At 64.2% G+C, this 25,052-nt stretch carries 20 protein-coding genes; 11 read left to right on the top strand and 9 right to left on the bottom strand.

The genetic code is table 11. The features are described 5' to 3' along the window. Nucleotides 1–9: 9 nt before the first annotated feature. Together BTW07_RS05205 and BTW07_RS05200 are read right to left on the bottom strand one after the other, a co-directional pair. Nucleotides 10–1,410: an ATP-binding protein gene (locus BTW07_RS05205; RefSeq protein WP_075569100.1), complete on the bottom strand. Its 1,401-nt coding sequence runs from the start codon at nucleotides 1,408–1,410 to the stop codon at nucleotides 10–12. After that, entirely contained in the window at nucleotides 1,407–2,069 is a 663-nt protein-coding gene (locus BTW07_RS05200) for a response regulator (RefSeq protein ID WP_075569099.1), read from the bottom strand. The genes BTW07_RS05205 and BTW07_RS05200 overlap by 4 nt, the downstream gene beginning before the upstream one ends. A gap of 292 nt (nucleotides 2,070–2,361) precedes the next feature. Here BTW07_RS05200 and BTW07_RS05195 point away from each other — a divergent pair, with 292 nt between their 5' ends. From BTW07_RS05195 to cobO, 4 genes are all read left to right on the top strand, one after another. Further along, on the top strand, nucleotides 2,362–4,047 hold the full coding sequence (locus BTW07_RS05195; protein WP_075569098.1) for an ArnT family glycosyltransferase: 1,686 nt from the start codon (nucleotides 2,362–2,364) through the stop codon (nucleotides 4,045–4,047). After that, nucleotides 4,044–5,045 carry an SDR family NAD(P)-dependent oxidoreductase gene (locus BTW07_RS05190; RefSeq protein ID WP_075569097.1) on the top strand — a complete coding sequence of 334 codons (1,002 nt, stop codon included), beginning with the start codon at nucleotides 4,044–4,046 and terminating at the stop codon, nucleotides 5,043–5,045. The genes BTW07_RS05195 and BTW07_RS05190 overlap by 4 nt, the downstream gene beginning before the upstream one ends. Nucleotides 5,046–5,136: 91 nt before the next feature. Beyond that, entirely contained in the window at nucleotides 5,137–5,445 is a 309-nt protein-coding gene (locus BTW07_RS05185; RefSeq protein ID WP_075569096.1) for a winged helix-turn-helix domain-containing protein, read from the top strand. A gap of 61 nt (nucleotides 5,446–5,506) precedes the next feature. Beyond that, complete coding sequence (gene cobO / locus BTW07_RS05180) at nucleotides 5,507–6,106, top strand: cob(I)yrinic acid a,c-diamide adenosyltransferase (RefSeq protein ID WP_075569095.1); 600 nt, start codon at nucleotides 5,507–5,509, stop codon at nucleotides 6,104–6,106. 133 nt (nucleotides 6,107–6,239) lie between these two features. Here the strand turns inward: cobO and BTW07_RS05175 are convergent, their stop codons facing one another. Continuing rightward, nucleotides 6,240–7,190, bottom strand: coding sequence for a cobalamin-binding protein (locus tag BTW07_RS05175; protein ID WP_158025859.1), 951 nt, complete (start codon nucleotides 7,188–7,190; stop codon nucleotides 6,240–6,242). A 151-nt stretch (nucleotides 7,191–7,341) separates the two neighbouring features. Between BTW07_RS05175 and BTW07_RS05170 the strand changes: the two genes are divergently transcribed. Then, the gene (locus tag BTW07_RS05170) at nucleotides 7,342–8,178 is read left to right on the top strand and encodes an SIMPL domain-containing protein (protein ID WP_083941530.1); all 837 of its coding nucleotides are present in this window, start codon (nucleotides 7,342–7,344) and stop codon (nucleotides 8,176–8,178) included. Between the two features lie 93 nt (nucleotides 8,179–8,271). On the opposite strand, the gene BTW07_RS05165 is transcribed toward BTW07_RS05170, so the two are convergent. Continuing rightward, a complete protein-coding gene (locus tag BTW07_RS05165) occupies nucleotides 8,272–9,723 on the bottom strand; it encodes a sodium-dependent transporter (protein ID WP_075569094.1) in 1,452 nt (483 codons plus the stop codon). Between the two features lie 346 nt (nucleotides 9,724–10,069). Here BTW07_RS05165 and BTW07_RS19800 point away from each other — a divergent pair, with 346 nt between their 5' ends. Together BTW07_RS19800 and BTW07_RS05155 are read left to right on the top strand one after the other, a co-directional pair. Continuing rightward, nucleotides 10,070–10,726 carry a potassium channel family protein gene (locus BTW07_RS19800; RefSeq protein ID WP_075569129.1) on the top strand — a complete coding sequence of 219 codons (657 nt, stop codon included), beginning with the start codon at nucleotides 10,070–10,072 and terminating at the stop codon, nucleotides 10,724–10,726. A 46-nt stretch (nucleotides 10,727–10,772) separates the two neighbouring features. Continuing rightward, the gene (locus BTW07_RS05155; RefSeq protein ID WP_075569093.1) at nucleotides 10,773–12,140 is read left to right on the top strand and encodes a TrkH family potassium uptake protein; all 1,368 of its coding nucleotides are present in this window, start codon (nucleotides 10,773–10,775) and stop codon (nucleotides 12,138–12,140) included. A 36-nt stretch (nucleotides 12,141–12,176) separates the two neighbouring features. Here the strand turns inward: BTW07_RS05155 and BTW07_RS05150 are convergent, their stop codons facing one another. Beyond that, on the bottom strand, nucleotides 12,177–12,836 hold the full coding sequence (locus BTW07_RS05150; RefSeq protein ID WP_244158312.1) for a LysE/ArgO family amino acid transporter: 660 nt from the start codon (nucleotides 12,834–12,836) through the stop codon (nucleotides 12,177–12,179). Between the two features lie 58 nt (nucleotides 12,837–12,894). On the opposite strand from BTW07_RS05150, the gene BTW07_RS05145 reads away from it, so the two are divergent. Further along, nucleotides 12,895–13,803 carry a LysR family transcriptional regulator ArgP gene (locus BTW07_RS05145; protein WP_075569127.1) on the top strand — a complete coding sequence of 303 codons (909 nt, stop codon included), beginning with the start codon at nucleotides 12,895–12,897 and terminating at the stop codon, nucleotides 13,801–13,803. Nucleotides 13,804–13,974: 171 nt separating this feature from the next. Then, nucleotides 13,975–14,355 (top strand): hypothetical protein, encoded by a 381-nt coding sequence (locus BTW07_RS05140; RefSeq protein WP_075569092.1) that lies wholly within the window; start codon nucleotides 13,975–13,977, stop codon nucleotides 14,353–14,355. A 211-nt stretch (nucleotides 14,356–14,566) separates the two neighbouring features. On the opposite strand, the gene BTW07_RS05135 is transcribed toward BTW07_RS05140, so the two are convergent. Next, the gene (locus BTW07_RS05135; protein ID WP_075569091.1) at nucleotides 14,567–14,869 is read right to left on the bottom strand and encodes an MTH1187 family thiamine-binding protein; all 303 of its coding nucleotides are present in this window, start codon (nucleotides 14,867–14,869) and stop codon (nucleotides 14,567–14,569) included. Nucleotides 14,870–15,282: 413 nt separating this feature from the next. Here BTW07_RS05135 and cfa point away from each other — a divergent pair, with 413 nt between their 5' ends. Further along, nucleotides 15,283–16,434: a cyclopropane fatty acyl phospholipid synthase gene (gene cfa / locus BTW07_RS05130; RefSeq protein WP_075569090.1), complete on the top strand. Its 1,152-nt coding sequence runs from the start codon at nucleotides 15,283–15,285 to the stop codon at nucleotides 16,432–16,434. A gap of 108 nt (nucleotides 16,435–16,542) precedes the next feature. On the opposite strand, the gene BTW07_RS05125 is transcribed toward cfa, so the two are convergent. From BTW07_RS05125 to BTW07_RS05115, 3 genes are read right to left on the bottom strand one after another with little or no spacing between them, the layout of a single operon-like run. Then, on the bottom strand, nucleotides 16,543–21,471 hold the full coding sequence (locus tag BTW07_RS05125) for a coiled-coil domain-containing protein (protein WP_075569089.1): 4,929 nt from the start codon (nucleotides 21,469–21,471) through the stop codon (nucleotides 16,543–16,545). Then, the gene (locus tag BTW07_RS05120; protein WP_244158311.1) at nucleotides 21,468–22,385 is read right to left on the bottom strand and encodes a hypothetical protein; all 918 of its coding nucleotides are present in this window, start codon (nucleotides 22,383–22,385) and stop codon (nucleotides 21,468–21,470) included. Before BTW07_RS05120 ends, BTW07_RS05125 begins: the two co-directional genes overlap by 4 nt. A gap of 3 nt (nucleotides 22,386–22,388) precedes the next feature. Further along, the gene (locus BTW07_RS05115; RefSeq protein WP_075569088.1) at nucleotides 22,389–23,849 is read right to left on the bottom strand and encodes a hypothetical protein; all 1,461 of its coding nucleotides are present in this window, start codon (nucleotides 23,847–23,849) and stop codon (nucleotides 22,389–22,391) included. Nucleotides 23,850–23,915: 66 nt separating this feature from the next. On the opposite strand from BTW07_RS05115, the gene BTW07_RS05110 reads away from it, so the two are divergent. Next, nucleotides 23,916–24,998, top strand: coding sequence for an aldo/keto reductase (locus BTW07_RS05110; protein WP_244158310.1), 1,083 nt, complete (start codon nucleotides 23,916–23,918; stop codon nucleotides 24,996–24,998). The last annotated feature ends 54 nt before the right edge of the window (nucleotides 24,999–25,052 follow it).

The following is a 25,052-nucleotide window of genomic DNA, read 5'->3' as shown; positions in this document are numbered from 1 at the left end:
CGGGGTGAGTCAGACGACAGCATCGAGCCAGTCCAGCCTGACCACCAGGCCGCCTTCCGCGCGGTTGGCGAGCGTCATCGTCAACCGCTGGCGCTCGGCGATCTCGGCCGCAATGGAGAGGCCCAGGCCGCTGCCGCTAATACGCTGGTCGGACGCGCGTTGGAAGCGCTGTTTCACCGACTCCAGCAGCGCTTCGGGAATGCCGGGGCCGGAGTCCGCGATGGTCAGCCAGGGGTGCCGGTCATCGCTGCCCACCGCCACGACCACCGTCCCTTCCGGTGGGGTATAGCGCAGCGCGTTGTCCATCAGATTGCGGATCAGTATTCCCAGTTCGGTGGCATTGCCGGTAACGCTCACCGGCTCGCCTTCGACGATCTCCAGCGTCTGCTGCCGGGACTCGGCCAACGGCCACAGATCGGCGGCCAGATCCATGACCAAGGCCGGCAGCGGGATCGACTCAGGAGCCGGCCGTTCACGATGAATATCCAGACGGGCCAGCAGCAGCAACTGCTCGACCACGCGCTGCAGACGCTCGATGCCTTTATAGGCCTTGTCCAGCGCACTGGGCTCGCCGTAACGGGCGTTGTCGAGATGGATCTTCATGGCCGCCAGCGGGGTTCTCAACTCGTGGGCCGCATCGGCCGTGAAACGCCGTTCACGTTCGAGCGTCTTGCCCAGACGGTCGATGAAATCGTTGAGCGCACCACGCAGGGTCTGCAATTCTCGCGGCACGCCCACGCGAATCGGACTCAAGTCTTTCTCGTCTCGCGCCTGAACTTGTCGGGAAAGATGATCGATCGGCTTCAAGCCTCGCCGAATCAGCCGGGCAATCAGCCAGATAAGGATCGGCAGCGCCAGCAGCAGCGGCACGAAATTGCCGATGGCGACCTTGTTGGAGAGTTCGTCCTGAAACGCTTCCCGCAACCCGACGCTCAGCCAGCGCCCGCCCTCGATCGGCATGCTGAAGACCCGCCAGCGATGACCGCCGAAACGCTGCCAGCGATACCCGGCGTCTTTCGGCGCCGGGAAGGCGTCGTCCTTCCCGTGCCAGCGCGGTCCCATCAGAATCGGTCGCTGTCCGGCATCCCAGAAGCCGAGCGACAGCATGCCCTCTTCATGGATGTAGCGCTTGGGATGGCCGATCTTGTCGAGGAGGCTGCCGGTTTGGCCATACCAGCGTGCGAAGTGCCCGGGTTGCGACAGCTTTTCGGCGACCGCCTGATACTCCCGTGATGTCGTGTCGGTATCGACGAGCGCCGACACCACGCGCGCCTGAAGGCTCAACTGCGCATCGAAGATCTCTTCCATTTCGTGGCGCGTGATCAGATAGGCGGCGGTGACTGCCAGCCCCATGACGATCAGCAGTACGCCAACGAGCGTAAAATTGAGATAGCGGCGGATCGATGTCATGCCACGCGGCTGTCCAGTCGATAGCCGATGCCTCTGACCGTAGCGATCAGATGCTTGTCGAGCTTGCGGCGCAGGTGGTGGACATGAACTTCCAGTGCGTTGGAACCGACCTCTTCTCCCCAGCCATAGAGCAGACTTTCCAGTTTGGGGCGCGACATGACTTTATCGCGGTTTCTGGCCAGCTCGAGCAGCAGCGCAAACTCCCGTCGAGCGAGCGGGACAGACGCCCCCTTCCAGCTGACTTCATGCTCGGCTTCGTTGATGGTCAACTGGCCGATCGCCAGCAGCTGGGTCGCCCTGCCTTCGGCACGACGCGTCACCACGCGCATCCGTGCCAGCAGCTCCTGCAGATCGAACGGCTTGAGCACGTAGTCGTCGGCGCCGGCATCCAGCCCCATGATGCGCTGGTCGACCGCATCCCGGGCGGTCAGGATCAGAACCGGCAGCGGATAGTGGCGCCGAATGCCTTTGAGCACCTCGAGTCCGTCGATGTCCGGTAGACCCAGATCGAGCACGACCAACGAAAATGGCTCGACGCGCACTGCTTCCAGTGCATCCCGGCCTTTCGTCAACCAGTCCACCACGTAGCCTTCCCGGATCAGGGCAGTCCGAATGCCGTCCCCCAGCAGGGGATCATCTTCCACCAACAATACGCGCATTGCGGTTTCCGTCTTCGTTGCGTGTCTCTCGTTGTGTGTCTCGATCGTGCGCGTGCATCATCCGGCTTCGTCGTTCGTCTGCGTCACGCCGCCGAGGATCCCGACGGGATTTCGCCCGTCTAACCCATTGAGACACACCCACCTTAACGCTTTCTTATCGTGCGATTCGCTTCTCGGAATTCCGCCCCCAACCCCGTTCTTGCACGATCTGGAGACCGTCCTGTCTCGATAATATTTCGTTAAGCCAGCGCCATCACAGTAGCGTCTCTCCACTTCGTCGAGGCGCGATCGCGTGATCATCACCCGCCAGTTTCCGCACTCTCTCACTCTGTTGCGTTGGGAAACCAGACATCGCGACACCGCGGTCATCGTGCTGCTCTGGTCGATGGCGCTCGCCGGCGCACTGGCCAAGCCGTTGATGCCGATCGACGAAACCCGCTACGTCTCGGTCGCCTGGGAGATGTGGCACGCCCACTCTTTCTGGCTTCCGCTCATGAACGGCGTCCCTTACGCCGACAAGCCGCCGCTGCTGTTCTGGCTGATCCATTCCGGCTGGTCGCTGTTCGGGGTCAGCGAATGGTGGCCCAGGTTGATCTCGCCGCTGGCGTCGCTGATTGCCATGGCGCATCTCTATCGCATCGCCCGCCGTCTGGGTTACGCCGGCAGTCAGGCGCGACTCGCGCCCATGGCATTGATGGCCATGTTGATGTGGAACCTCTACAGCGGCGCGCTGATGTTCGACATCCTGCTCAGCGCCTGCCTGCTGGGCGCCATCGCGCCGCTGGTAGCGGGCCAACTGACGATATCCAAGGCCACCGTCAGCGGGCTCTGGCTGGGGCTGGCACTGCTCGCCAAGGGCCCGGCCGTGTTCGTGACGCTCGGGCCGATTCTGCTGACGATCCCGCTTTGGCGAGCCTCAGCGCTGGGTCCATCCGGTCGGCGTCATCTCGTCCTGGCGCTGACACTGGGACTCGCCATGCTGTTGGCCTGGGCATTGCCCGCCGCGTGGCTGGGCGGTCGCGACTACGCCCAGGATCTACTCTGGGGCCAGAGCGTCGATCGCCTGCAACAGGCAATGGACCACGCGCGCCCCGTGTGGTGGTACCTCCCGTGGCTACCATTGCTCGCCTTCCCCTGGACGCTATGGCCAAGCGCATGGCCTCGGCTGCCGCGCCACCGCCATCAGCGCCTGGCCTGGATCTGGCTAGGCTGCCCGCTGGTCATTTTTTCACTCATCAGCGGCAAGCAGATTCACTACCTGATGCCACTGCTGCCGGCGTTGGCGCTGCTGATCATGGACCGTCTCGGCAGCATCGATCGCCGTGCACGCCTGCGTGGCCGCCTGCCCGCCATGGCCATCGGCCTGCTAGGCGTGGCAGCTCCGGTTCTGATGCTCCTTGGCACTGGCGCCGTGAGTCGCGCGATGCTTTCCCCCTTCGGGGCTATTGCCCTGATCGCCTGGGCGGCTTTTCTCTGGTATCGGCATTGGCTGGGCGCAGCTCAAGCGATTCGCAATCTGGCACTCGGCACCGGTATCGCTGTGCTGATCGCCACCCAACTGATGCTGTCGCCCCTCTGGAGCCGCTACGACGTCACCGCTCCCGCCAGGCTGATGGCACGACTGCAGCATGAGGGGGTCCCCGTTGCCTTCAACGGCAATGGCTACCAGGCGACCTTTCAGTTCGCGGGACGACTGAGCAAGCCCCTGATCACGCTGAACGGTACATCCACAGATCTGTGTCGCTTTGAACACCAGATGCCGGAGGGCTGGGTCGTCGGCCGTGATCGCGATCTCCGTCCGTTGATGGATGACGCCACCGTCGCTCACACCTTCCCTTACCGCGGCGGGCAACTGGATGTGCTACCCGTCGCCGCCCTGTCATTCGGCAGGCAGGCGGTCGCCTGTGGCAATCAGAGCCCAGCACCCGTTCGCCGGCTCGATCAGTCATGGATTCATCAAGGACAGAAACCTGCATGAAAATCCTCGTTACCGGTGCCGCCGGATTCATCGGCTTTCATCTTGCCGATCGTCTTGCCCGCGATGGTCACAGTGTCGTCGCCCTCGACAACCTCAACGATTACTACGCCGTCTCCCTCAAGCAGGCGCGAGTCGCACAGCTGTCCGGGGTGCCGTTCCATCGCATCGATATCGCCGATCTAGCGTCGCTGGAGGCGCTGTTTGTCCGCGAACGTTTCACTCACGTGGTCAATCTCGCCGCCCAGGCCGGCGTGCGCCATTCCGTCGATCACCCGCACGAGTACGGGCGCAGCAACCTGACCGGGTTTCTCAACCTGCTCGACGTGTGCAAGCGTCACGATGTCGAGCATCTGCTCTACGCCTCCTCCAGTTCGGTCTACGGGCGCCAGAAAACCCTGCCATTTCGGGAGACCGATGCCGTGAATCAGCCGGCCTCGATCTACGCCGCAACCAAACGCGCCAATGAGATGATGGCCTACAGCTATGCCGACCTGCATCGGCTGCCTTCCACCGGAATGCGTTTCTTTACCGTCTATGGCCCGTGGGGACGCCCGGACATGGCGCCATGCCTGTTTGCCGCCAACCTGTTACGCGCAGAGCCGATCGATATCTTCAACCACGGCCGCATGGCCAGAGACTTTACCTATATCGACGATGTCATCGAGTGCATCGTGCGGTTGCTGCCCCTCGCTCCAGAATCGGCGCCCGCCCCGACTACCGAGCGCAGCGCGCCGCACGACATCTACAATCTGGGGCGCGGCAAGCCGATCGCCCTGCTAGACTTCGTCGCCACGCTGGAAGCCCGGCTGGGCGTCACCGCCACCAAGCACTTCAGACAAATGCAGCCGGGCGATATGGAGCGCACCTGGGCGGACACCCGCAAGCTGCAGTCGGCCATCCATTACACGCCTCAGATTTCGCTGGAACGGGGCATCGATCGCTTCGTGGATTGGCTTCTCGATTACCGCGAGCTGCTGCTGGAATCCATGGCCGCCTGACTCGAGTGCTGCCCCACGGTGCCAACGGTCGTCGAACGCAAGGCGTTGGCGTAGCATCGGAGCCATGCCATCCCGAACCACGAGCCCGTCCATGACTCTCAGCAAGACCCGCACCAGCTTCTATCGTCGCCTCTACGTCGCCCACCTGATCGATGCCGGACTTGCCGCGAGCGTGCCGGCCATCGTCGAGGTCAGCGGCATGCCCCGGCGTACCGCGCAGGATACGCTGGCCGCACTGGGCGAGCTCGACATTCGCTGCGAGTTCGAGCAGTCCGCGGGCGAACGTCACCAGATCGGGCGCTACGTGATCCGCGACTGGGGCCCGATCTCATCGACATGGGTCGAGCATCATGCCGATGAGATCGCCGGCGCGCTGGGCTATCCGCTTCCCGCACCGTGATCCCGATCCGCTTTTCCTTTGCCGACCCGATCGCCCTTCCATCCAAGACCGGAGCCCAGCCATGAGTGACCGCCAGCAGCGTCACCAGCAAGCGATGCAGAAACTCAAATCCCACGTCGACGAGAAGGTCGCCGCCGCCACAGAACAGCGCGGTCTACTGCTGGTCTTCACCGGCAACGGCAAGGGCAAGACCACGGCGGCCTGGGGCACCGTCACCCGTGCGCTGGGCTACGGCTATCGCGTCGGCGTGATCCAGTTCATCAAGGGGCTGTGGGAATGCGGCGAACGCGACCGGCTGATCGACGATCCCCACCTCGAGGTCCACGTGATGGCGACGGGATTCACCTGGGACACCCAGAATCGCGACAGCGACACCGTCGCCTGTCTCGAGGTGTGGCTGGAGGCCGAGCGCCTGCTCGCCGATCCCGACGTCTATCTGGTGGTGCTCGACGAGATCACCTACATGCTCAAGTTCGGCTATCTCGAGTTCGAGACGGTCAGGCGCGCCATTGCCAATCGGCCGCGGGAACAGAGCGTGATCGTGACCGGGCGCAATGCCCACCGCGAGCTGGTGGAAATGGCGGATACGGTGACCGAAATGCACGACACCAAACACGCGTTCAATGCGGGGGTGCAGGCGCGTCGAGGCATCGACTACTAACGCCAAGAGCAATGAGCCACGGGCCGCGGGCCGCGGGCCAAGAGCCAAGATCCCCGGGTTGAGCGCCAAGAGCGACGAGACGCGGCCAGGAATCCCCTTTCCGCTATCGACTCGTTGGCTATCGGGTCGTCGGCTATCGGATCGTCTGGGCAAGCGCCCGACACACTTGGCGCACGGCGTGGATCATGCGTGGGCCGGGGCGGCTGATCGCGTCCGGGTCCAGCGTGTACATCGCCCCGTTGCGCACCGCCGGCAATTCATCGTGCTCGGCCCAGAACGACTGCCAGCGATCATCGTTACCGGCTGCCAGAATGACCTCTGGCTGCGCTTCGATCAGTGACTCCCAGCCGATCTGGGGCACCAGCACCGGCGCATCGTCGAACAGCGGCACGCCGCCGCAGTGGCGAATCACCTGGGTCACGATCTGACCGCCGGCCAGGGTGGTCAAGGGTGACTGCCCCAACTGATAGAACACCCGTGGTGCCGGGGAAAGCTGCTGCGATGTCCCTTCCAGCGCTTGTTCGAAATCGGAAGCGGCCTGCTCTCCCGCCGAGGCATGTCCCGAGAGCCGGCCGATATCCCGCAGGTCGCCCGCGATCTCCCCGAGCTGGCGCGGCTCGCTGCGATAGACGGGGATATCCAGGCGCTCGAGCTGCTCGACCAGCGAAGCCGGCGTACCGCTACCCCAGACCAGCACCAGATCCGGCTGCCTGGCAACGACCAGTTCGAGTGGAATCCCTCGGTAGCTGCCGACACGGGCGATCTGCCGCGCCGCCGGCGGGTAGTCGCTGCCGTCGATGACGCCGACCAGCTGTCTGCCGGCGCCGACGGCGTAACTCAATTCCACCAGGTGCGGTGCCAGCGCAATGATGCGCTCGGCCGGCCGCGCCAGCGTCACCCGACGGCCGCTATCGTCTTCCACACTGACCGCAGTCACACCCACGTCGGATTCGGCGGCTGAAACCCTGGTCGCCGGCCAGCCGACAACGGCCACCATCAGCGCCAGTGCGAACGGCGACACAGCCGCCAATGGCCAGCGGATTGTCTGGCGCCAGCGGCTCGGCAATGGGGAAAGACAGCGCATCATCGACTCGAAGGGTTGGGATATAGAAGCGGGCGAGCATAGCATGGGAACCGAACGACGCTGGAAGCGTCCATGCAGCGCTCGGTTCTCGCACGAACGACGTTTCAACGCCGGTTTTCGGTACCGCCGTTTTTTCGACAAAGGAAATGCCATGTTTCTCGACACGCCTATCGACCTTCGCCACGCATTGTGCGACTCATCCCCCCGCAAGGCCCACCCGCAGACACTGGGGCGGACCCTCGGCCTGGGCGTCGCCGCGGTGCTGGCGACCCTGACGCTGGTCACGCCGGCGCTCGCCGACAAGACACCCCACCAAATCCACGTGCAGGCCAATGCCAAGATCGATATCGCGCCCGATCAGGCAACGCTGAACGCCACGCTTTGGGAGCGCACGCCCGCCCAGGTTCAGGGCGAGGAGTCCTCGGGCGATAGCGACGCCATCAAGAAGGCGCGGGAACGGCTCGAATCCCGCACCGGCGAATTGATCCGCACGTTGGAAAACGCGGGTATCGACAGCAGGAACATTCGCGCCGGTTCGCTCAGCGTGCGACCCGACTTCGTGCAGACCGCCAATCGGGGCGACGACAACACGCCTCCCAAGGTACGCACCCAGGTCGAACGTTCGGTGTCGTTGACGCTCGATGAGCTCGACCGTCTGCCGCGCGTTCTCGACGCCTTGACCAGCGCCGGGGTCGATTCACTCGACGGTGTCAGCTACGGCCTCAAGGACAGCGACGCCGCCGACGATCGGGCGCTCAAGCAGGCACTCGAACGCGCCCGCCAGAAGGCCGAGATGATGGCGGACACGCTGGGCGTCGATCTGGGCGATGTCGTCACCATCGAGGAGACCACCGCTCCGCGCTACCAGCCGCAGATGGTGATGATGCGCGCTGCGGAGGCCGACAGCAGTGGCAGCGCCGCGGAGTACCGCAGTGGCGAGATCAGCATCGACGCAGGTGTCAGCGTCAGCTGGGAAATCGATGACTGATGCCTCTCGGGCGGGCGTCGGTGCCCGCCCGACAGCAAAACTCGGTGGCCACGTCACCAATTCGATGAGAACTCGCTGACGACTGACCGCCTCTCACCCACCCTGGCGTCCATGACGACGAAGGATAGCGACTTCGGCAATCAGCGCGAGAACCAGGACTGCCGCCAGCCAGCGCCAGTCGAATGCCGCACCCAGCGCGCCGAGAGCGTCCAGGAACACCATCACGATCGCCAGCGGACAGACATAGCGGATCGCGAATCGCCACAGTGCGTGAACCGCCGAAGGTAGCCCCAACTCCTCTTTCAGACTCTCTCCGCGCAGCACGAATCCTGCCAGCAGCGCCGTTCCCAGCCCCCCCAGCGGCATCAAAAAGCGCGAGGTCAGAAAGTCGAGCCAGTCGAAGAAATGTCGCCCCGCCAGCTTCCAGTCCGCACCGACGTTGAACGACAGCATCGCCAGCGTGCTCACTACCCACAGCAGAATACCGACACCCCAGGCCGCCCTGACGCGGGACAGGCCGTGACTCTCGTTCAACCATGCGACCGTCGCTTCGATCATCGAGATGGCCGATGTCAGTGCAGCCACGGTGAGCATCAGAAAGAAGATCGTCTCGACTGCGCCACCCAGCGGCATCTGCTGGAAGGCCAGCGGCAGACTCATGAAGATCAGGCCAGGGCCGGATGCCGGGTCCATCCCGTTGGCGAAGATCACCGGGAAGATCGCCAACCCCGCCATCAGTGCGACCAGGGTGTCGCAGATGGCGACCATCAGCGTGGTGCGGCCGATGGATTGATCTGCCGGCAGGTAAGCGCCATAGGTGAGGATGGCACCTGAAGCCAAGGACAAGGTAAAGAAGGCGTGGCCCATCGCGGCCAACACCGCCTGTCCGGTGAGCTTGCCGGGGTCGAAGGCAAACAGGAAGTGCACTCCGGCGCCGAAACTGCCGGAGAAGAGCGCATAGACGATCATCACGACCAGCATGACCACCAGACCCGGCATCATCCAGCGCACGCTTCGCTCGATGCCCGCCTGTACGCCCAGCCCCACGATCGCCATCGTTGCCAGCGTGACCAGCGAGCTCCAGAACCCCAGATTCCAGGGGTTGGCATTGTTGGCGCTGAAGATGGCGGCCATGCCCTCGACGCTATGGGCGGCGAGACCACCCGTCACCGATTTCCACAGATAGGAGACCGCCCACCCGGCGACCACCACGTAGAACGACAGAATCATGAAGCCGCACAGCATCGCCATCCATCCCAGCCCCGACCACCATCGGCTGCGCCCGGACTCCCTCGTCACCCGCCGGATGGCGTCGATCGGACTGCCTCTCCCTCGGCGCCCGAGTGCGATCTCCGCCATCATCACCGGCACGCCGATGGCGGCAATGCAAAGGAGATAGACCAGCACGAAAGCGCCGCCGCCATATTCGCCGGTCATGTAGGGGAACTTCCAGATGTTGCCCAGGCCTACCGACGAGCCGGTGGCCGCGAGGACAAAGCCCCAGCGTCCCAGCCACAAATTCTTGGGTGATGCGATTGCGGTCATGCGTCCTCGTCGTTCCAGTAGCTGGCTGGGTCGAGCCGTGCCGTGCCCGAACCGGGCCTCGAGCACCGATCCGGTGCCGGGAATCGCCCATAACGGTGTCGCTCCTGATGAGAAAAACGACCCATGGCGGGAGATGCGGCGGGGGATTGTAGCGTCGACGCGAGACATGCGCGACCGCATCATGGTTGGTACGATGCCGGGGCTTGTGCAAAGCTCGGCGCACAGCGATGATCCGGGCGATTTATCAGGGCCTCTGACGACTCATGTCAAGCTCGTGACGATTTCATGTCAGGCTCAGGTGTTTCGTTTCGGTCTCTGTCAGACGAGACCTCACAAGGAGATTTCGATGTCCCGGCACTTCGCCATTCTGGGGTTGGGCTATTTCGGCAGTACCGTCGCGCGTGAATTGAAACGCCACCAGAATCAGGTGCTAGGCGTCGATGCCGACGAAACCCGTGTCGACGCGCTGTCGGACATTCTCGACCATGCGGTAATTGCCGATCTCACCGACGAGAAGGCGCTGGGTGAGCTGTCGCTCGATGCCTACGACGTGGTGGTGATCGACGTCGACGACAACGTCGAGGCCAGCGTGACCTGCACGCTCCACGTCAAGGAGCTCGGCGCCAAGGAGATCTGGGCCAAGGCGCACTCCGACTCTCACTACAAGCTGCTCAAGCGCCTCGGCGCCGATCGCGTGGTCTATCCGGAATACGATGTCGGCGTGCGCGTGGCAGAAAGCCTCAACTATCACGCCATGGTCGATTTCATCCGGCTGGGCGAGCGCCAGTTCATCGTCGAGATCGAAACCACCGAGCGCCTGATCGAGAACTGCGCCAGCGTCGCCAATCTCTCGATCGATCGTGATGCGCTGTTTCTGGTCGCCATCAAACGCGGCCAGGAAGTGATCCGCAATCCGGCCGACGACACCCCGCTCCAGACCGGCGACAGCCTGATCCTGATGGGCGACCTGCAGGCGCTGCGCGAAATCGGCAAACAGATATGAATCTCCCGATAGCTCATGCCTCCGAGCCGGCGTCGGGGATGCGCCCGTGAGACGCTGGCAACGCTTGAAACAGCCGTTTCGTCGTGCCCCCCATGGCGGCGTCATCCGGCTATCGCCGCCGGAAGTGCTGTTGCTCGGTTTCGCCCTGCTCTGCGCCATCGGCGCCCTGCTGCTGTGGCTGCCCGGTAGCGGTACACGTCCGCTGGCCTGGCACGAGGCACTGTTCACCGCGACATCGGCGGTCACGGTCACCGGCCTCAGCGTGATCGATGTCGGCGAGGATCTGACCTTCGTCGGCCAGTTGGTGGTGCTGGTGATGATCCAGCTGGGCGGCCTGGGTTTCATGACGTTCGCCGCCCTTACCGTGCTGCTGCTGGGGGCGCGGCTGCCGCTGAGCCAGCAGAATCTGGTCCGCGAGGCGTTGGGCGAGATCGCCTTCAGCGACATCCGCGATCTGGTCAAGCTGGTGATCGCCTTCGCATTCATTACCGAAGGCATCGGCACCTTGCTGCTGGCGTGGCACTGGGTGCCGGAGTACGGCCTGAAAATGGGGTTGTGGCATAGCCTCTTTCATGCCGTTTCCGCGTTCAACAACGCCGGATTCTCGACCTTCTCCGATAGTCTGATACAGGAAGTCGGCGACCCGCTGGTCAACGGCACGGTGACACTGATGTTCATCGTCGGCGGGCTCGGCTTCGTGGTGGTAAGCGACCTGTATCGCCATCGCCGCTGGTCGCGTCTGTCGATGCAGACCAAGGTCGTGCTGCTGGCCACGTTCTGGCTCAACGTGATCGCCACCGCGATTCTGCTTGGCCTGGAGTGGTCCAATCCGGACACGCTGGGCGGTCTGGGCGATATCTTCGCCAGGATACAGGCTGCCTGGTTCCAGGCTGTAACCCCGCGTACGGCCGGGTTCAACACGCTGGAGATCGGTTCGCTGACCGACGCCTCGACGCTGCTGGTGATGCTGCTGATGTTCATTGGCGCGGGCTCCAGTTCCACTGCCAGCGGTATCAAGATCACCACTTTCGTGGTGCTGCTGCTGACGGCTCGGGCGTTCTACCGCAACACCGAACACCCCACCGCGTTCGGCCGTTCGATCACCCAGGAGACCGTGATCAAGGCGATCACGGTCGCGCTCGCCGGGGTTCTGCTGGTCTTTCTGACGCTGTTCGGGCTCACCATCACCGACGGCGACCATTCGTTTCTCGATCTGGCGTTCGAGACGGTTTCCGCCTTCGGTACCGTCGGGCTGTCCCGCGGCATCACCAGCGATCTCTCGCTGCCCGGCCAGTTCCTGCTGGGGCTGACGATGTTGCTGGGTCGTGTCGGGCCACTCTCGGTAGGCTATTTTCTCGCCACCCGCCAGGCGCGAGGCGTGCGCTATGCCAAGGGCGAGATACAGATCGGCTAGCGATCTGTCGCGTTCGTTGTGGTGCTGGCGACGCGTTCACAGCGGACGCGTCGCGAGCTGCCAGGCGATCGCCAGCATGATCAACCCCACCGCAATATCGATCCCCTGCCACCAGCGGGGATCGCGCAGCCGTGGCGCCAGCCAGTGGGCCAATCCGACCAGACCGAAGAACCAGACCAGCGAGGCCGCCGAGGCCCCGATCACGAATCCGGCAGGGCTGGACTGCTGACCGCCGATGATCCCGAGCATCACCACCGTATCCAGATAGACGTGTGGATTGAGCAGTGTGACGCCCAGCGTCGCGACCACCACGGATCTGGCATCTGGCGAACTCACGCCGATCGACGCTCCGTTCTCCTTGTCTTGCAGGTTGATGGCTTGAGCACGGAAGGCACGCCTGAACGCCAATGCGGCCTGCCACAGCAGCCAGATCACCCCGCCCCATCGAGCCAGCTGCAGCCCGGTGGAACTCGACGTGATCAGCGGCGCAAGACCCGCCACACCAGCGGCGACCAGCAACAGATCGCAAACCGCACAGATGCCGGCCACCAGCCAGCCGTGTTCGCGTCGCAGACCCTGACGCAACACGAACGCGTTCTGCGCGCCGATGGCTACGATCAGGCTGGCGCCGATCAACAGGCCGTGAACGATGGAAGTTCCCACGATAGCGATCTCGAATGAAGGGATTCGCATCATGCCGGGAATTCGACTATTAATAAAAATGAACAAGCTGAATGAGGCATTAGCGGATTTGATGCTGGATTACAAACTTCTGGAGGCGCTTTCCGCCATTGTCGATCAAGGCGGATTCGATCGCGGTGCGCAGCAACTCAACCTGACCCAGTCGGCCGTCTCGCAACGCATCAAGCTACTGGAAGCGAGACTCGGCCAGCCCGTAGTCGTTCGCACCCCTCGGCTGGTGCCGACACCCCTGGGGCAACGGCTGTTGAATCATGCCCAGCAGGTGCGTCTGCTGGAACACGACCTGCTGGACAGGATTCCGGCGCTCGGCGAGAGAACGCAACGCCTGCGACTGGCGATCAACGCCGATAGCCTGGCGACCTGGTGGGCACCGACCCTCGGTGATTTCTGTCATCGCAGAGGCGTTCTGCTGGACCTGGTGGTGGACGATCAGGAGGTGGCGCTGCGGCGCATGCGCGACGGTGAGGTGGCCGGTTGCATCTGCGCCACCGCTCGCCCGGTCCAAGGCGCCCGCGCCCGCGCGCTCGGCACCATGCGTTATCGCGTCATGGCCAGCCCCACCTTTGCCGAACGTCATTTCGCGGAGGGCGTGACCCATCGAACGCTGGAGCAAGCGCCGGCGATTCTCTATGGACCGGATGACCGCCTGCATCAACGCTATCTCGATGTCCATGGCATCAGGACACCATTTCCCTATCACCTGTGCCCCTCGTCAGAAGGGGTACTGCACATGACCCTTGCCGGTATCGGCTACGCCATGATCCCCGAGACGCAGGCGGCGGCCGGGCTAGCCGCCGGCGATCTCGTCGATCTCGATCCGCAGCAGCCGCTGGACGTACCGCTGTATTGGCACTTCTGGCGCCATGGCGGTGAACTGCTCGATGCGCTTACCGCCCACCTGCTTTCCGCCGGCGACCATTGGCTGATCGCACCGAAAGCGCCATCGACTGCGATCATCTGACAACGCCGTTGTCGCGATGGAGCGACATTTTTCCCTACGTTAGAATGACTTACGATAACTGGTGACTTGAAGATCGAAACGTACGGTCTAGACTGAAGACTGATAGCCACAGCGTCGTCAAAGGATCTTGCCGACGCTGGTTCAAGAACCGTGACACAAGGAGTGAGTGACATGATGCAGACGACAACCAGAACCCCGGCATGGATGGCCCTGGCTGGCGTGCTGACACTGGGCGTCCTTTCCGGCTGCGCCAGCGACAGCAGCTCGATCGAGAAAGATTCCTCCGATTACGTCGTGACCGGATTGGGTGACGACCAGGATGAAGCGATGAGCAACGCCAAGGAACGTTCTCTCGAGCAGTGCGAGAGCCAGGATCGCGATGCCTTCGTCATCGTCGAGCAACAGATGATGGGACCGAACGACAGCGCCAACAAAGCGGCAAGCGCCAACGATCAGCTCGAAGGCGCGACCGTCGACGAGGACACCGAGCTACAGGCTGCCACTCAGGAAGGAGATGGCTACAAGGCGACCTGGACGATCCGCTGTCGCTGAACCGACGGACCGTCATCGAAACCACCCCATCAGCCCCGTCGACCGCATTGCCGGCGGGGCTGATTGTCCCGATTTCTCGGCGATTCAGGCCCGCCGGGGGCTCTTTCGAAACCCGCCGAGGGCTCTTTCAATCCCGCGGAGGGCTCTCTCAGACCCGCCGGGGGCTCTTTCAATTCCGCCGAAGGCTCTCTCAGACCCGCCGAAGGTTCTTTCAATCCCGCCGAAGGCTCTCCACGCTCCCGACCTTGTCATCCATGCGCTGCTCCCGATCCGTACGGGTCCCCATCTTCAGTGTCGTGGTGATCCTTGGCGCTCCCATCGCGTGCACCGCTTCATGGCAAGCCTTGACCACCGCCATCACCTCATCCCAGGGACCTTCGATATTGGTGCCGTAGGCATGCATTCGATGATGCAGGCCGGAGGCCTCGATCACGCGCTGGCACTCCGCCACGTGCGATGACACAGAAACTCCCACCCCCAACGGCACGACACAGAGATCGATGATCACGTGCATGGTCTGCCTCCTTGAATGACTGCTGGATTGCTGAGATCGGCCCTCATTCAGCCTCATTCGAATCAGGCTTGTCGATTTCCCGGCGTAAAAAGCCGTGCATGGCTGGACTATTGAGAGAATAGCGCTAGGATTATTGACGGGAAAGCCGTTAGCACGCAATGTAAATAAAGCCAACATGGCATTTGCGGCTAGCATCTCCACAAGGCTAACCAGTAGGAAACAGGGACCGTGGCGCACCACGTCACCGCCGCCATAGCTTGATCCTCCGTACCGATCCAAGCGAGTGGAAAATGACCGAACCAACGCGTCATCGCGGTCGAACCCGCAAGTCAACAGGTTATTTTCTGCCGCTCGAGCGGAGCGATGCGATCGGGCGGCCGGGGAACGGGCTGCGCCCCTCGCCAGGAAAAACCATGACCAGTAATACGCCTATCGCTCCCGTCGCGCTGCCCGACACCCGAGCTCGTCAAACCCTGGAAAAACTGCTGCAAGGCTCCGGCGTTACCCTCAATGGTAACCAGCCGTGGGATATTCGCGTTCATCATCCCGATCTGTTCTCGCGAGTCATCCGCCAAGGCTCCATCGGTTTTGGCGAAGCCTACATGGACGGATGGTGGGAGTGCGATCGCATCGACGAGATGATCCATCGCCTGTTGCGTCACGGCCTCGGCGGCGTGGCACACACCACCACCGAACGCGTGGTCTACAAACTGCAGTCGAGCTTCGTCAATCTGCAGAGCAAGGCGCGAGCCTACATCGTCGGCAAAGAGCACTACGATTTCGGCAACGACCTTTTCACCCGGATGCTCGACGAGACGCTGTGCTACTCCTGCGGCTACTGGAAGGAGGCGCAGACGCTCCATGAAGCGCAGATCGCCAAGCTCGATCTGGCCTGCCGCAAGCTCGATCTCGAGCCAGGCATGAAGGTGCTGGATATCGGCTGTGGCTGGGCCAGTTTTGCCGAACATGCGGCTCGCCAGTACGGCGTCGAAGTGACCGGCATCACCATCTCCGAAGAGCAGGCGAAACTGGGCCGCGAGCGCTGCGCCGGCCTGCCGGTCGAGATCCTGCTCGAGGACTATCGCGAGCTCACCGGCGAGTTCGACCGTATCGTCTCGATCGGCATGTTCGAGCACGTCGGCCAACGCAACTACGCCACCTACTTCGATACCATCAAGCGCCTGTTGAAACCCGGCGGCCTGTTCGTGCTGCACACCATCGGTTCCAATACCAACGAAGTCAGCATCGACCCCTGGATCAACAAGTACATCTTCCCCAACGGCATTCTGCCGTCGATCCAGCAGATCGGCGACGCCAGCGAGGGCAAGCTGGTGATGGAAGACTGGCAGAACTTCGGTGCCGACTACGACACCACGCTGATGGCGTGGCAGGACAATCTGCTCGCCCGTTGGCACGAAATCGCCGACCGCTACGATGAACGCATCAAGCGGATGTTCCTCTACTATCTCGGCTCCTGCGCGGGGGCCTTCCGGGCAAGAGATCTCCAGCTGTGGCAGGTGGTCTATTCCAACGGCCGGGGTGGCCGTTACGATTCGCCGCGCTAGCCCGAGCCACGAGCCGAAACCAGTGTCGCAGAGGGCCACTCGAGTGGAAAAGAAAGGGGCCTGCCATCATGGCAGGCCCCTTCTTCGTTGCCGCACGCCTTCACCGACTCACGCCACCGGCGCGGGCGTCACGTGAATGCCGAACAGGCTCGCCTCCCCGCTACCGCGGCCGGTCTCTTCCGGCGCGACGGCCTGCCCTTCGCGTACGATGACATGCCCCCCTTGGCCCTGCTGGCCACCGATCACGCTGCCGACCAGATAGGTCGGGAATATGCTCGGATCGTTCTCGTAGTTGGGGTTGTGGATCAGGCCGATCATCTGGAAACGCCCGCGCGTGTTGCGCAGCGATTCCAGCGAGTCCTGGATCAACCGCCGGTGCGATAGCTTCGAGAACAGGCCGTCGAGCAGGATGACGCTCTCGCGGCTGGCGCGCGCCCGGCGCTTGTGGCTGCCGGGCAGTTCCCGCAACTCGCGCTCGATGGCGAACTCGGACAGTTTCACCAGCCACATCAGCGAGACGGCTTCGCGCTGACCTTCCGACATGTCCTCGTTGAGCGAGAACAGTCGGCCGTGCGGGCGAATCGCGTCGTGCTTGAGCCGGATGGTGACGTCGCAGAACAGGCCACGGTAGATGCGTCGACGGATCTGGCGGGTCAACTCATCGTCGCGCCCTCCCTTGGGCTGACTGCCGTCGCTGGCCTGCTCGAGCCGGCGTCGCTGCACCGCGAGATGCGCATCGATATCCGCCAGCAGCTGCTGGATCAGCTCTCGCACCGACTCGTCGGCGATCAGGTCGGCCTTGACCTCGAAGTATGCCCCCCCGTCGCTGGTGCGTTTTGCCACCCGCTTGAGGATCTCCAGATTGCCGGCCGCATCGATGATGATCGAGCTGAGGCGCTCGACCAGCGTGTCTTCGATCTGCTCCCGCGAGGCATGCAGTCGCGCCACGCGCTGACGGTGCTCGTCGAGCTGGCCGCCCAGTTGGCGGTGTAGGCCGCGAAGCGATTCCAGGGCGGCATGACTGACGCCTTCCAGCGTACCGAGCCGAGCCCGTTCAGTCTCGTTGAACAGCCGACTGGCGCTGGCCGATTCCAGCGAATCCGCCAGCGCCTTTTCCCGTGACGTCACGTCCCGTGCCTGGCGCTCGCGATTGCGCGCGCGCTCGCCCAGATTGAGACTGCCAAGCCCATCGAGCAGTGTCTGCTGGCAGGTCTCGAAAGCTTCCAGGTCGAAGACATCGGCGTCCCTGTTCTTGCCTGGCGTATCGCCGGCGCCATCGAGCGAGGCCAGCGCCCAGCGCCGCCACTCGTCCATCGCGGCATCGAGGTGCGCGGTTTCTTCGCCGCTCGCCGGCCAGCGAGCCTTCGCATCCGCCGTGGCCCGCTCGAACCAGCCCTCCGGCAATTGACGCAGCACCTCCAGCCACGCCACTGCCAACTGGTCGACCACCGTCAACGCCTGCTGATGGCGCGCCAGCCGGCTCTCGAGCTCGCTCTGCTCGCGAGCGCTGGCCTTGCGCCGTTCACGCATCTCCTTGAGCGACTGTTTCAGGCGACCGATGTCCCGCTCCAGCGTACGGTTGCCGCCCTGATCGTCTCGCACCTGCAGAAACGCCCGAATCCGGTCGAAATCGAAATCGGCACGCCGGCTGGCGTGCGCCAGCGCCTCCGCCAGTGCGGCCTCGCGAGCGTCGGCATCGCGCATGAAGTGCGGTCCACCTTCGGCAACGAAAGCCGCCAGCCGCCGCAGTCGTTCACGCTCGCCGTCGGCGAATAGATGACGCAATTGATCGCGACACGTCTCGCGACGCGCGTTCAATTCCTCGATTTGAAGCAGGATCTCGGCGAAGCGCTCGTCATGTTCGGCCAGCTCCTCCGCCAGCGCGGAGAGACTGGCATCGATCTCCCCGAGCCGTTCGACACCGCCAGCCGTGGCAAATCGCTCGGCGCTCAGCCAGAGCTCGCCATGGGTTTCCAGCTCACGCGCGGCCTGCTCGCGCTGCGGACTCAGCGACTCGACGCGCTCGGCGGCGCTCTGTGCCGCCTCGGCAGCGGACTGCAGTGCCGGCTCGCCGCCCTCCTCGAGAAAGCGCTGAAAATCGTCGATCGACTTCATCGCGGCTTCGCCCAGGCGCGGCTCGAGCGCGTCCCGCTCGGCTTCGGCGCTCTCGCGCTGTTCCGCCAGCGTCGCCAGCTGCAGTTCGACCTCCTGCGTCAGCGCCTCGTCCGCCTGCAGCGCTTGGCGGAAGCGCTCACCGTGAGGATCGAGACGCTCGATCTCTTCCTGGAGTGCCTGCTGGCGTTCGCGGTCCACCGCAAGACGCTGCTGGGTCTCTTCGCGAAGGGCCGTGAGGTAAGCGGGATCCAGCGCGGCCTTGACCGCCAGCGTCTCGACGCCCTGCACTGCCCCCAGCGGCAGCTCGCCCCGCGCCAGTGTCGCCCGCAGTCGGTTGGCCTCTAGCACCGGAACGCCACAGCCGGCATCGACCAGGCACTGCGAGGCCTCCCGGGCGTCGTCTTCGCCCTCGACCACGGGGGCAAACAGCTGGCCGGCGGACTGCGCCAGCCAGCCTCGACGCTGTTCATCGTCGGCTTCGAGCGCGGCGAGCACCTCATGCAACGGCCGGAAGGCAATCTCGCGCGCCTCCAGCCAATGCTGGGCTTCGGCCTCGGAGGCCAGGCGGGCCAGCGGGTCGCCACTCAAGCTGTCGAGATAGCCTTCTCGCGCCTCGATGGACCCGGCCAGGGTTTCGCGCTCCCGCAGCAGCCGCGGGTAGCGCAGTTTGGCGTCTTTGAGCCAGGCCGAGGGCGGCTGCTCGCTGGTCTCGCGAAATGCGCTCAATGCCTGCTCGAGCACCTCGAGCTGCTGGCCCTGCTGTGTGAGCTGATGAAGACGGTCCTGTGCTTCCCGGGACTGGCGGTAGAGCGTTTCGCGCAGATGCACCGGCGACGCCTCGCCGTGCCAGTGACGATAACGTTCGGCCGCATCCCTGAGCGGCGACAGTCGGTCCAGGCGCGCCTTGGCATCATTCTGCGCCCGCCGGACCTCGGCCAGCGCCTGTTCCAGCTCGGCCAGCGCGCTCTTGCGCTCGCTCCAGAAGCCCACCGCGGCATGTTCGGGCCACTGTGCGGCAAACGCTTGCCACGCGTCGCGTCCCGCGGCCAAGGGTGCCAGCTCGCCCTCCAGGCGCTGACGCTGCTCGCGGCGTGCCTGCAGCGCTTCTCTGGTCGTTTCGCGTTGACGCTCCAGCGTGCTGGCCTGGGCATCCCAGTCGCCGAGCTGGGCCTCCAGCATCTCCTGCTGCTCGCCCTTGGTCGCCAACAGCTCCTCGGGCGAGGCATCGGGATGTTCGAGGAGAAATTCGTCATACCACTGCGCGGGCTGCTTGAGCTCGCCCATGCGGCCGAGATGATCGGCATGCGCCTTGCGTGCTTCACCGAGCCGACTCTGAGCCGCCTCTCGGGTCGCTTCCGGTGCTTCGAGCTCGGCTTCGGTGAATAGCCCCTCCGCCAGCGCCTGGGTGTAGACGCTCTGGTTGTCGATGAAGTCGCGCTGGCGTGATTCGAGCTGTTCGCGCTCCTGCTCGAGACGCTCGACTTCCTCGTCCAGCTGCTCGGCATCGAGGCGCAGCGAGCGTCGATACTCGCGATCGGCGATCACCTCTTCGCGGAACCGGTTGCCATCCAGCGCCTCGAAGGCCTCGGCACCATCATCGAGCACACCGAGCGCCCGGTAGCGCGCGGCATCGTCGTGGAACGCGTGGCTATCCGCCAGCCAGGCGCGGGCCTGATCGAACGACACATGACCGATATCCCGGGCGCTGACCCAGGCCGCCGCCGGTAGATGAATCAGGCGCCGATGCGTGTCGACCCGCGCGCCGCGCTCGGACAGCGCAAGACGCACATTGCGTTCGGACTGGCGCGAGAGTTTCGCCAACAGCCAGGTCGAGACCCGTGGGCGTTCGGTATCGCCGGTGACCCAGGCGAAGCCGATCACGCTGTCGGCAACCTCCTTGGCAAGCCCGCGACCCTTCTCGTCACCATCGGCGCCGGGCAAACCGGGCAGTGGCGCCAGCGCCTGCCCGCCCAGCAGACGTTCGGCCTCGAGCAGCGACGCGTCGAGCGCGGTCAGTTGGCGGCGCGCCTCGAGCAGCCCTTCTCCCTCCTCGTTCAGCGTGGCCAGCCGTTCGACTTTCTCGTCGGCGCGCTGTTGATCGCTGGCGGCTTCCGCCAGCCGGTGTCGCAGTTCGGTAATACGCGTGCCGGAGTTGAGGATCACGTCCTCGATCAGCTCTTCTTCCTCGTCGGTCTCGCCGCGCGTCGCTCCGGAGAGTATCTGCGGGGCCAGCACTTCGTAGAAAAACGCCTGATCGGCCTTCTCGCCGGCCCGCGGCTTGATGGCGTTGAAGATCTGGCTCTTGTCGGCGCCGCCCTCTTTCTGGAATGCCGCCATCTGCGCCAGTTCGCGGCGAGAGATATGCACGCCGACCGCTTCCAGCCACTCCTCGCGGTTGTGGGCACGCGTCACGCCCTGGGCCCGCATCGTGCTCTGGAAATCGGCATTGGCGTAAAGCGCCAGCTTGCCGTCGCGAGTGATGTGGTGCACCGGCACGTCGGCGAGCTTGCCCGGGTAGTGATAGAACACCAGACCGCTGCCGTCGCTGTAGCCGTACATGCCGAACACGAAGGTCTCGCCGGCGACCTCTTCGCCAGCGACCGCCAGCATGTCGTCCTGCTGGCTGGCGCTGTCCTGGGCACGGAATTCCACGCGCAGATGCGTCCAGCTGCGGCCTTCGCCGTTGACCTTGGACGGCGAACACTTGCGCCGGGTCCGGGTCAGCAGTTGGCGATCTCGCGAGAGCATGCCGATCAGGGCTTCGGCCATGGTGGTCTTGCCGAAGCCGTTCTCCATGCTGATCGCGCTCGACTGCCCGCGCAGATCGAGCAGCAGATGGCGCATCTTGGCTTCCCAGGGCGAGGCGATATCACCGTGCTTGTTGAGCAGATTGGCGATTTCGATACGGTTGATGACGCTCACCGGCGATCCCCCTCGGCATTCTGGGTCGTCGGTCGGTCGGTGTTCTCGTCCGTCGAGGTGTCGAACATGTCGGCGACGTCCGGATCGTCCTCGCCGGCGGCATCGCTGCCTTCCGCGACATCGTCCGCCGCCACGGCAATCTCGCCCGCCTCGTCCAGGCTAGTTTCGGATTCGCCGGCGGTCAGTTCGATCAGATGCGTCAGATGGTTGACCCCGATCTGCTCGGCTTCCAGCGCCCCCAGCAGGGTCTGCTGCCAGACATCCTCGTCGGCGGCCTCGCGGACGGCCTCGAGATGGCCGGCACGCATCAGTAGGTCGATGAACGCCTTGACTCGGCGGGGAATGTCCTCGCCCCGCTCATCGAGCAGCACGCGGCTATTCTGAGGCGCGCGGTCGCCCAGGCCACGCAGCGTTTCCAGCTGTTCCCGCACCAGCTCGACCAGTTCGCGGGTGGCGAACGTGGCCTCCTGGTAGCGACTGACATCGGACAGCGCCCGGTTCAGCCGGGTGTAGATCAGCGTGTGCAGCAACAGCCACAGTTGCAGATACCACAGCGCCAGTTCGGCCCGACTCTCCTGGCGCAGCTTGAGCGCCTCGAACACCGGCTCGCGGGTGTAGAGCGGCGGCTGTTCGAGCTCAGGATCCGGCAGTAGCGCGAAGAAGCGAGATCCCGGCGCGATGCCGGGATAGTCGCCGGACTCGAAGGCCTTGAGGCGCAGCCCTTGCCCGGCGAGGAAGTCTCGCAGCGCCTCGCGCTCGCTCTCCTGGGCGTCGTCGATCAGTGCGCAGACGTCACGCTCGGAGAGCTGTCCTTCTCTCGCCGAGCGGCGTTTGCGACCGCCACTGGGGACACGTTCGGCGGTGCGGTAGCGCAGCAGGTAGGCGACGACTTCGCCCATTTCCATCATGTTCATAAATCAGACTTCCTGTTCTTCTGTTGCCGTCTCACGCAGGCGCAGCGACGGCGTGACGGCGCCCTCGATGCAACGTCCATCGGGCAACTCGATCACGAATGGGGTGTCGTCGATGCCGACGCTCAGGTGGTCGTCGAGCAGTTGGGTATCGACGAAGGTGTTGAGAAGCTGGGGCAGGCAGTCCAGGGTCTCGGCGCTCGCCCCGTCCGAACCCGCCTCGAAGTGGTGCCAGCCTTCGCTGAGCGCATCGGGCAACGACAGCGGCGCCTGGCGCAGTCGCTGGCGAAGGGCCGGGCCGCGCGCCTTGAGATAGCGCGCCAGCAACGGATCGGCGTTGGGCCTGTCGCTGGCCTCGTCGAACACCAGCGCCGCACCGCTGCGCTCGGCACGCCGGGTCTCCACCAGCGGCAGCAGCGTCTCGACGCGCGGCATCGCCACGCGAGAGCCCAGCGGCATCATCCGCGCGACCACCGCGTCCTGCAGACGTCCGGGCGGCGGGGTGATGAGCAACCGATGCGCCAGCCCGGCGAAGTCGATCACCCCCATCGACTGGATTCGGCCTTCGGCGATGTCCGACAGCAGCTCGGAGAGTCGCCGCGACAGGTTCTCGATGGCGTTCAACACGCGCCCGATGGTGGCGGAGAGCATGCGCAGATCCCACTCCTCTTCCTGCCGCTCGGCCCAGCTATCGAAGTTGGCGATCAGCGCCGGTGTCGAGAGCTGCGAACGCGCGCTCAGCAGGGTGCCCTGAATGGTGCTCAGGGCGTTGTGGTAGTGGCGCTCGTTATCCAGCAGCGCGGCCAGCTTGCCTTCGTGGGTCGGGTTCTCGCGGACTCGTCGCAGCTCCTGGGTCAACGCGCGGATCGCCATCAGGATCTGCTGGGTGATATCCGGCACGCGGGCGTAATCGCCGCGGGAAAGCGCCGCGATGACCTTGGCCGCATCGTATTCGGAATAGAGCAGGTCCTCGACCTGGCTCGCCAGCGTCACCGCCTGGCGACCGCTCGGGGTGAGGCGCACCTGGCCGGTCTGGCCCTGCTTCTCGATCAGCGCCGTGCGCTTGGTACTGCGCCCGCTGCGCCCGCTGCGCACGCCCGGCGACGTTTCGTCGCCATCGGGTTCCCCCGCGTCGCCGGGACTCGCCCGCCATTCGCGATAGTGAATTTCGCTGGGTGTCGCGAGCAGGTTGATGACGAAGCTCAGATCATCGGCCGGGAGGTCGGGATAGTCCCCGCGCAGGTGCGAAAGACAGCGACGCTGGGTAACGAACGCGCTGTTGGTGGCGAAATCGACCTCCAGCAGATAATCGAGCAGCAGGCAGCCCAGATCGAGCCAGTAGCCGTCACGCAGGCCGCGGCGCTGCTCCTGCGTTACCTGAACGAAGGGCGAACCCGGCTCGTGGGCGCTGTCATGCAGATCCAGCAGCCGCGACGTCGCGACCAGCAGCTTGTTCCAGGCGGTCATGTCGACTCCAGACGGGGAACAACGAAGAGAAAGCGCAGCATTATGCCAAGGATGGCCGGTCGGGTCATGACGATCCGCGTAACGATCTCGTCACGTCACGGTGTCGTCGATGCCTGCTATGGTGTGGAAGTCCCTTCACTCGGAATTCATCGGGAGCACATCATGGAATATCGTCGTCTCGGCCGTACCGGCCTCAAGGTTTCTCCACTCTGTCTCGGCACCATGACCTACGGCACGCCACAGTGGCGCGACTGGGTGCTGGACGATGCCGGGAGCCGCCCTTTCATCCAGCAGGCACTGGATGCCGGGATCAACTTTTTCGACACCGCCGACATGTATTCCGATGGCGAATCGGAGCGTGTCGTCGGCAAGGCGCTCAAGGACTTCGCACGCCGGGAAGAGGTGGTGCTGGCGACCAAGGTCTACAACCCCACCGGCAACAAGTCTCCCAACGAGCGCGGCTTGTCGCGCAAGCACATCCACCACGCCATCGACGCGTCGCTGGAGCGACTGGGCATGGATTACGTCGATCTGTACCAGACCCACCGCTGGGATTACGACACGCCGATCGAAGAGACCATGGAAGCGCTCCACGAAGTGGTCAAAGCCGGCAAGGCACGCTACATCGGCGCTTCCAGCATGCATGCCTGGCAATTCGCCAAGGCGCAGCACGTTGCCGAGCGCAATGGCTGGACGAAGTTCGCGACCATGCAGCCGATGGTCAACCTGATCTATCGCGAGGAAGAACGCGAGATGATCCCCCAGTGCCTGGATCAGGGCGTGGGCGTGATCCCCTGGAGCCCGTTGGGCCGCGGCATTCTCGCCGGCAGCAAGGCGGTGGGCAGCGAAGGCAGCACGACTCGCGCCAGGAGCGACGAGCAGATGCGCAACTGGAAACTGGGGCTCGAGCGTGACGCAGCGGTCATCGAAGCGCTGCAGCAGGTTGCCGAATCCCGCCAGGTCTCGCCCGCCCAGATCGCGCTGGCCTGGGTGCTGCAGAAACCCGGCATCACCGCACCGATCGTCGGCGCCAGCAAATCGCACCACCTGGATCAGGCGCTGGGTGCGCTGGATATCGCGCTGACGGCAGACGAAGTCGAACAACTGGAAGCGCCCTACGTGCCGCACGACGTCGTCGGGTTCGAATGACATTTCTTGCGGCTTCCCCATGACGAAGCCGCATGACGCTTGCCGTTCCCGCAG

Origin of the sequence: Salinicola socius (assembly GCF_001937195.1) — a bacterium.
In the GTDB taxonomy this organism is placed as follows: Bacteria; Pseudomonadota; Gammaproteobacteria; order Pseudomonadales; family Halomonadaceae; genus Salinicola; species Salinicola socius.
This window is presented reverse-complemented; position numbering and strand designations above follow the sequence as displayed.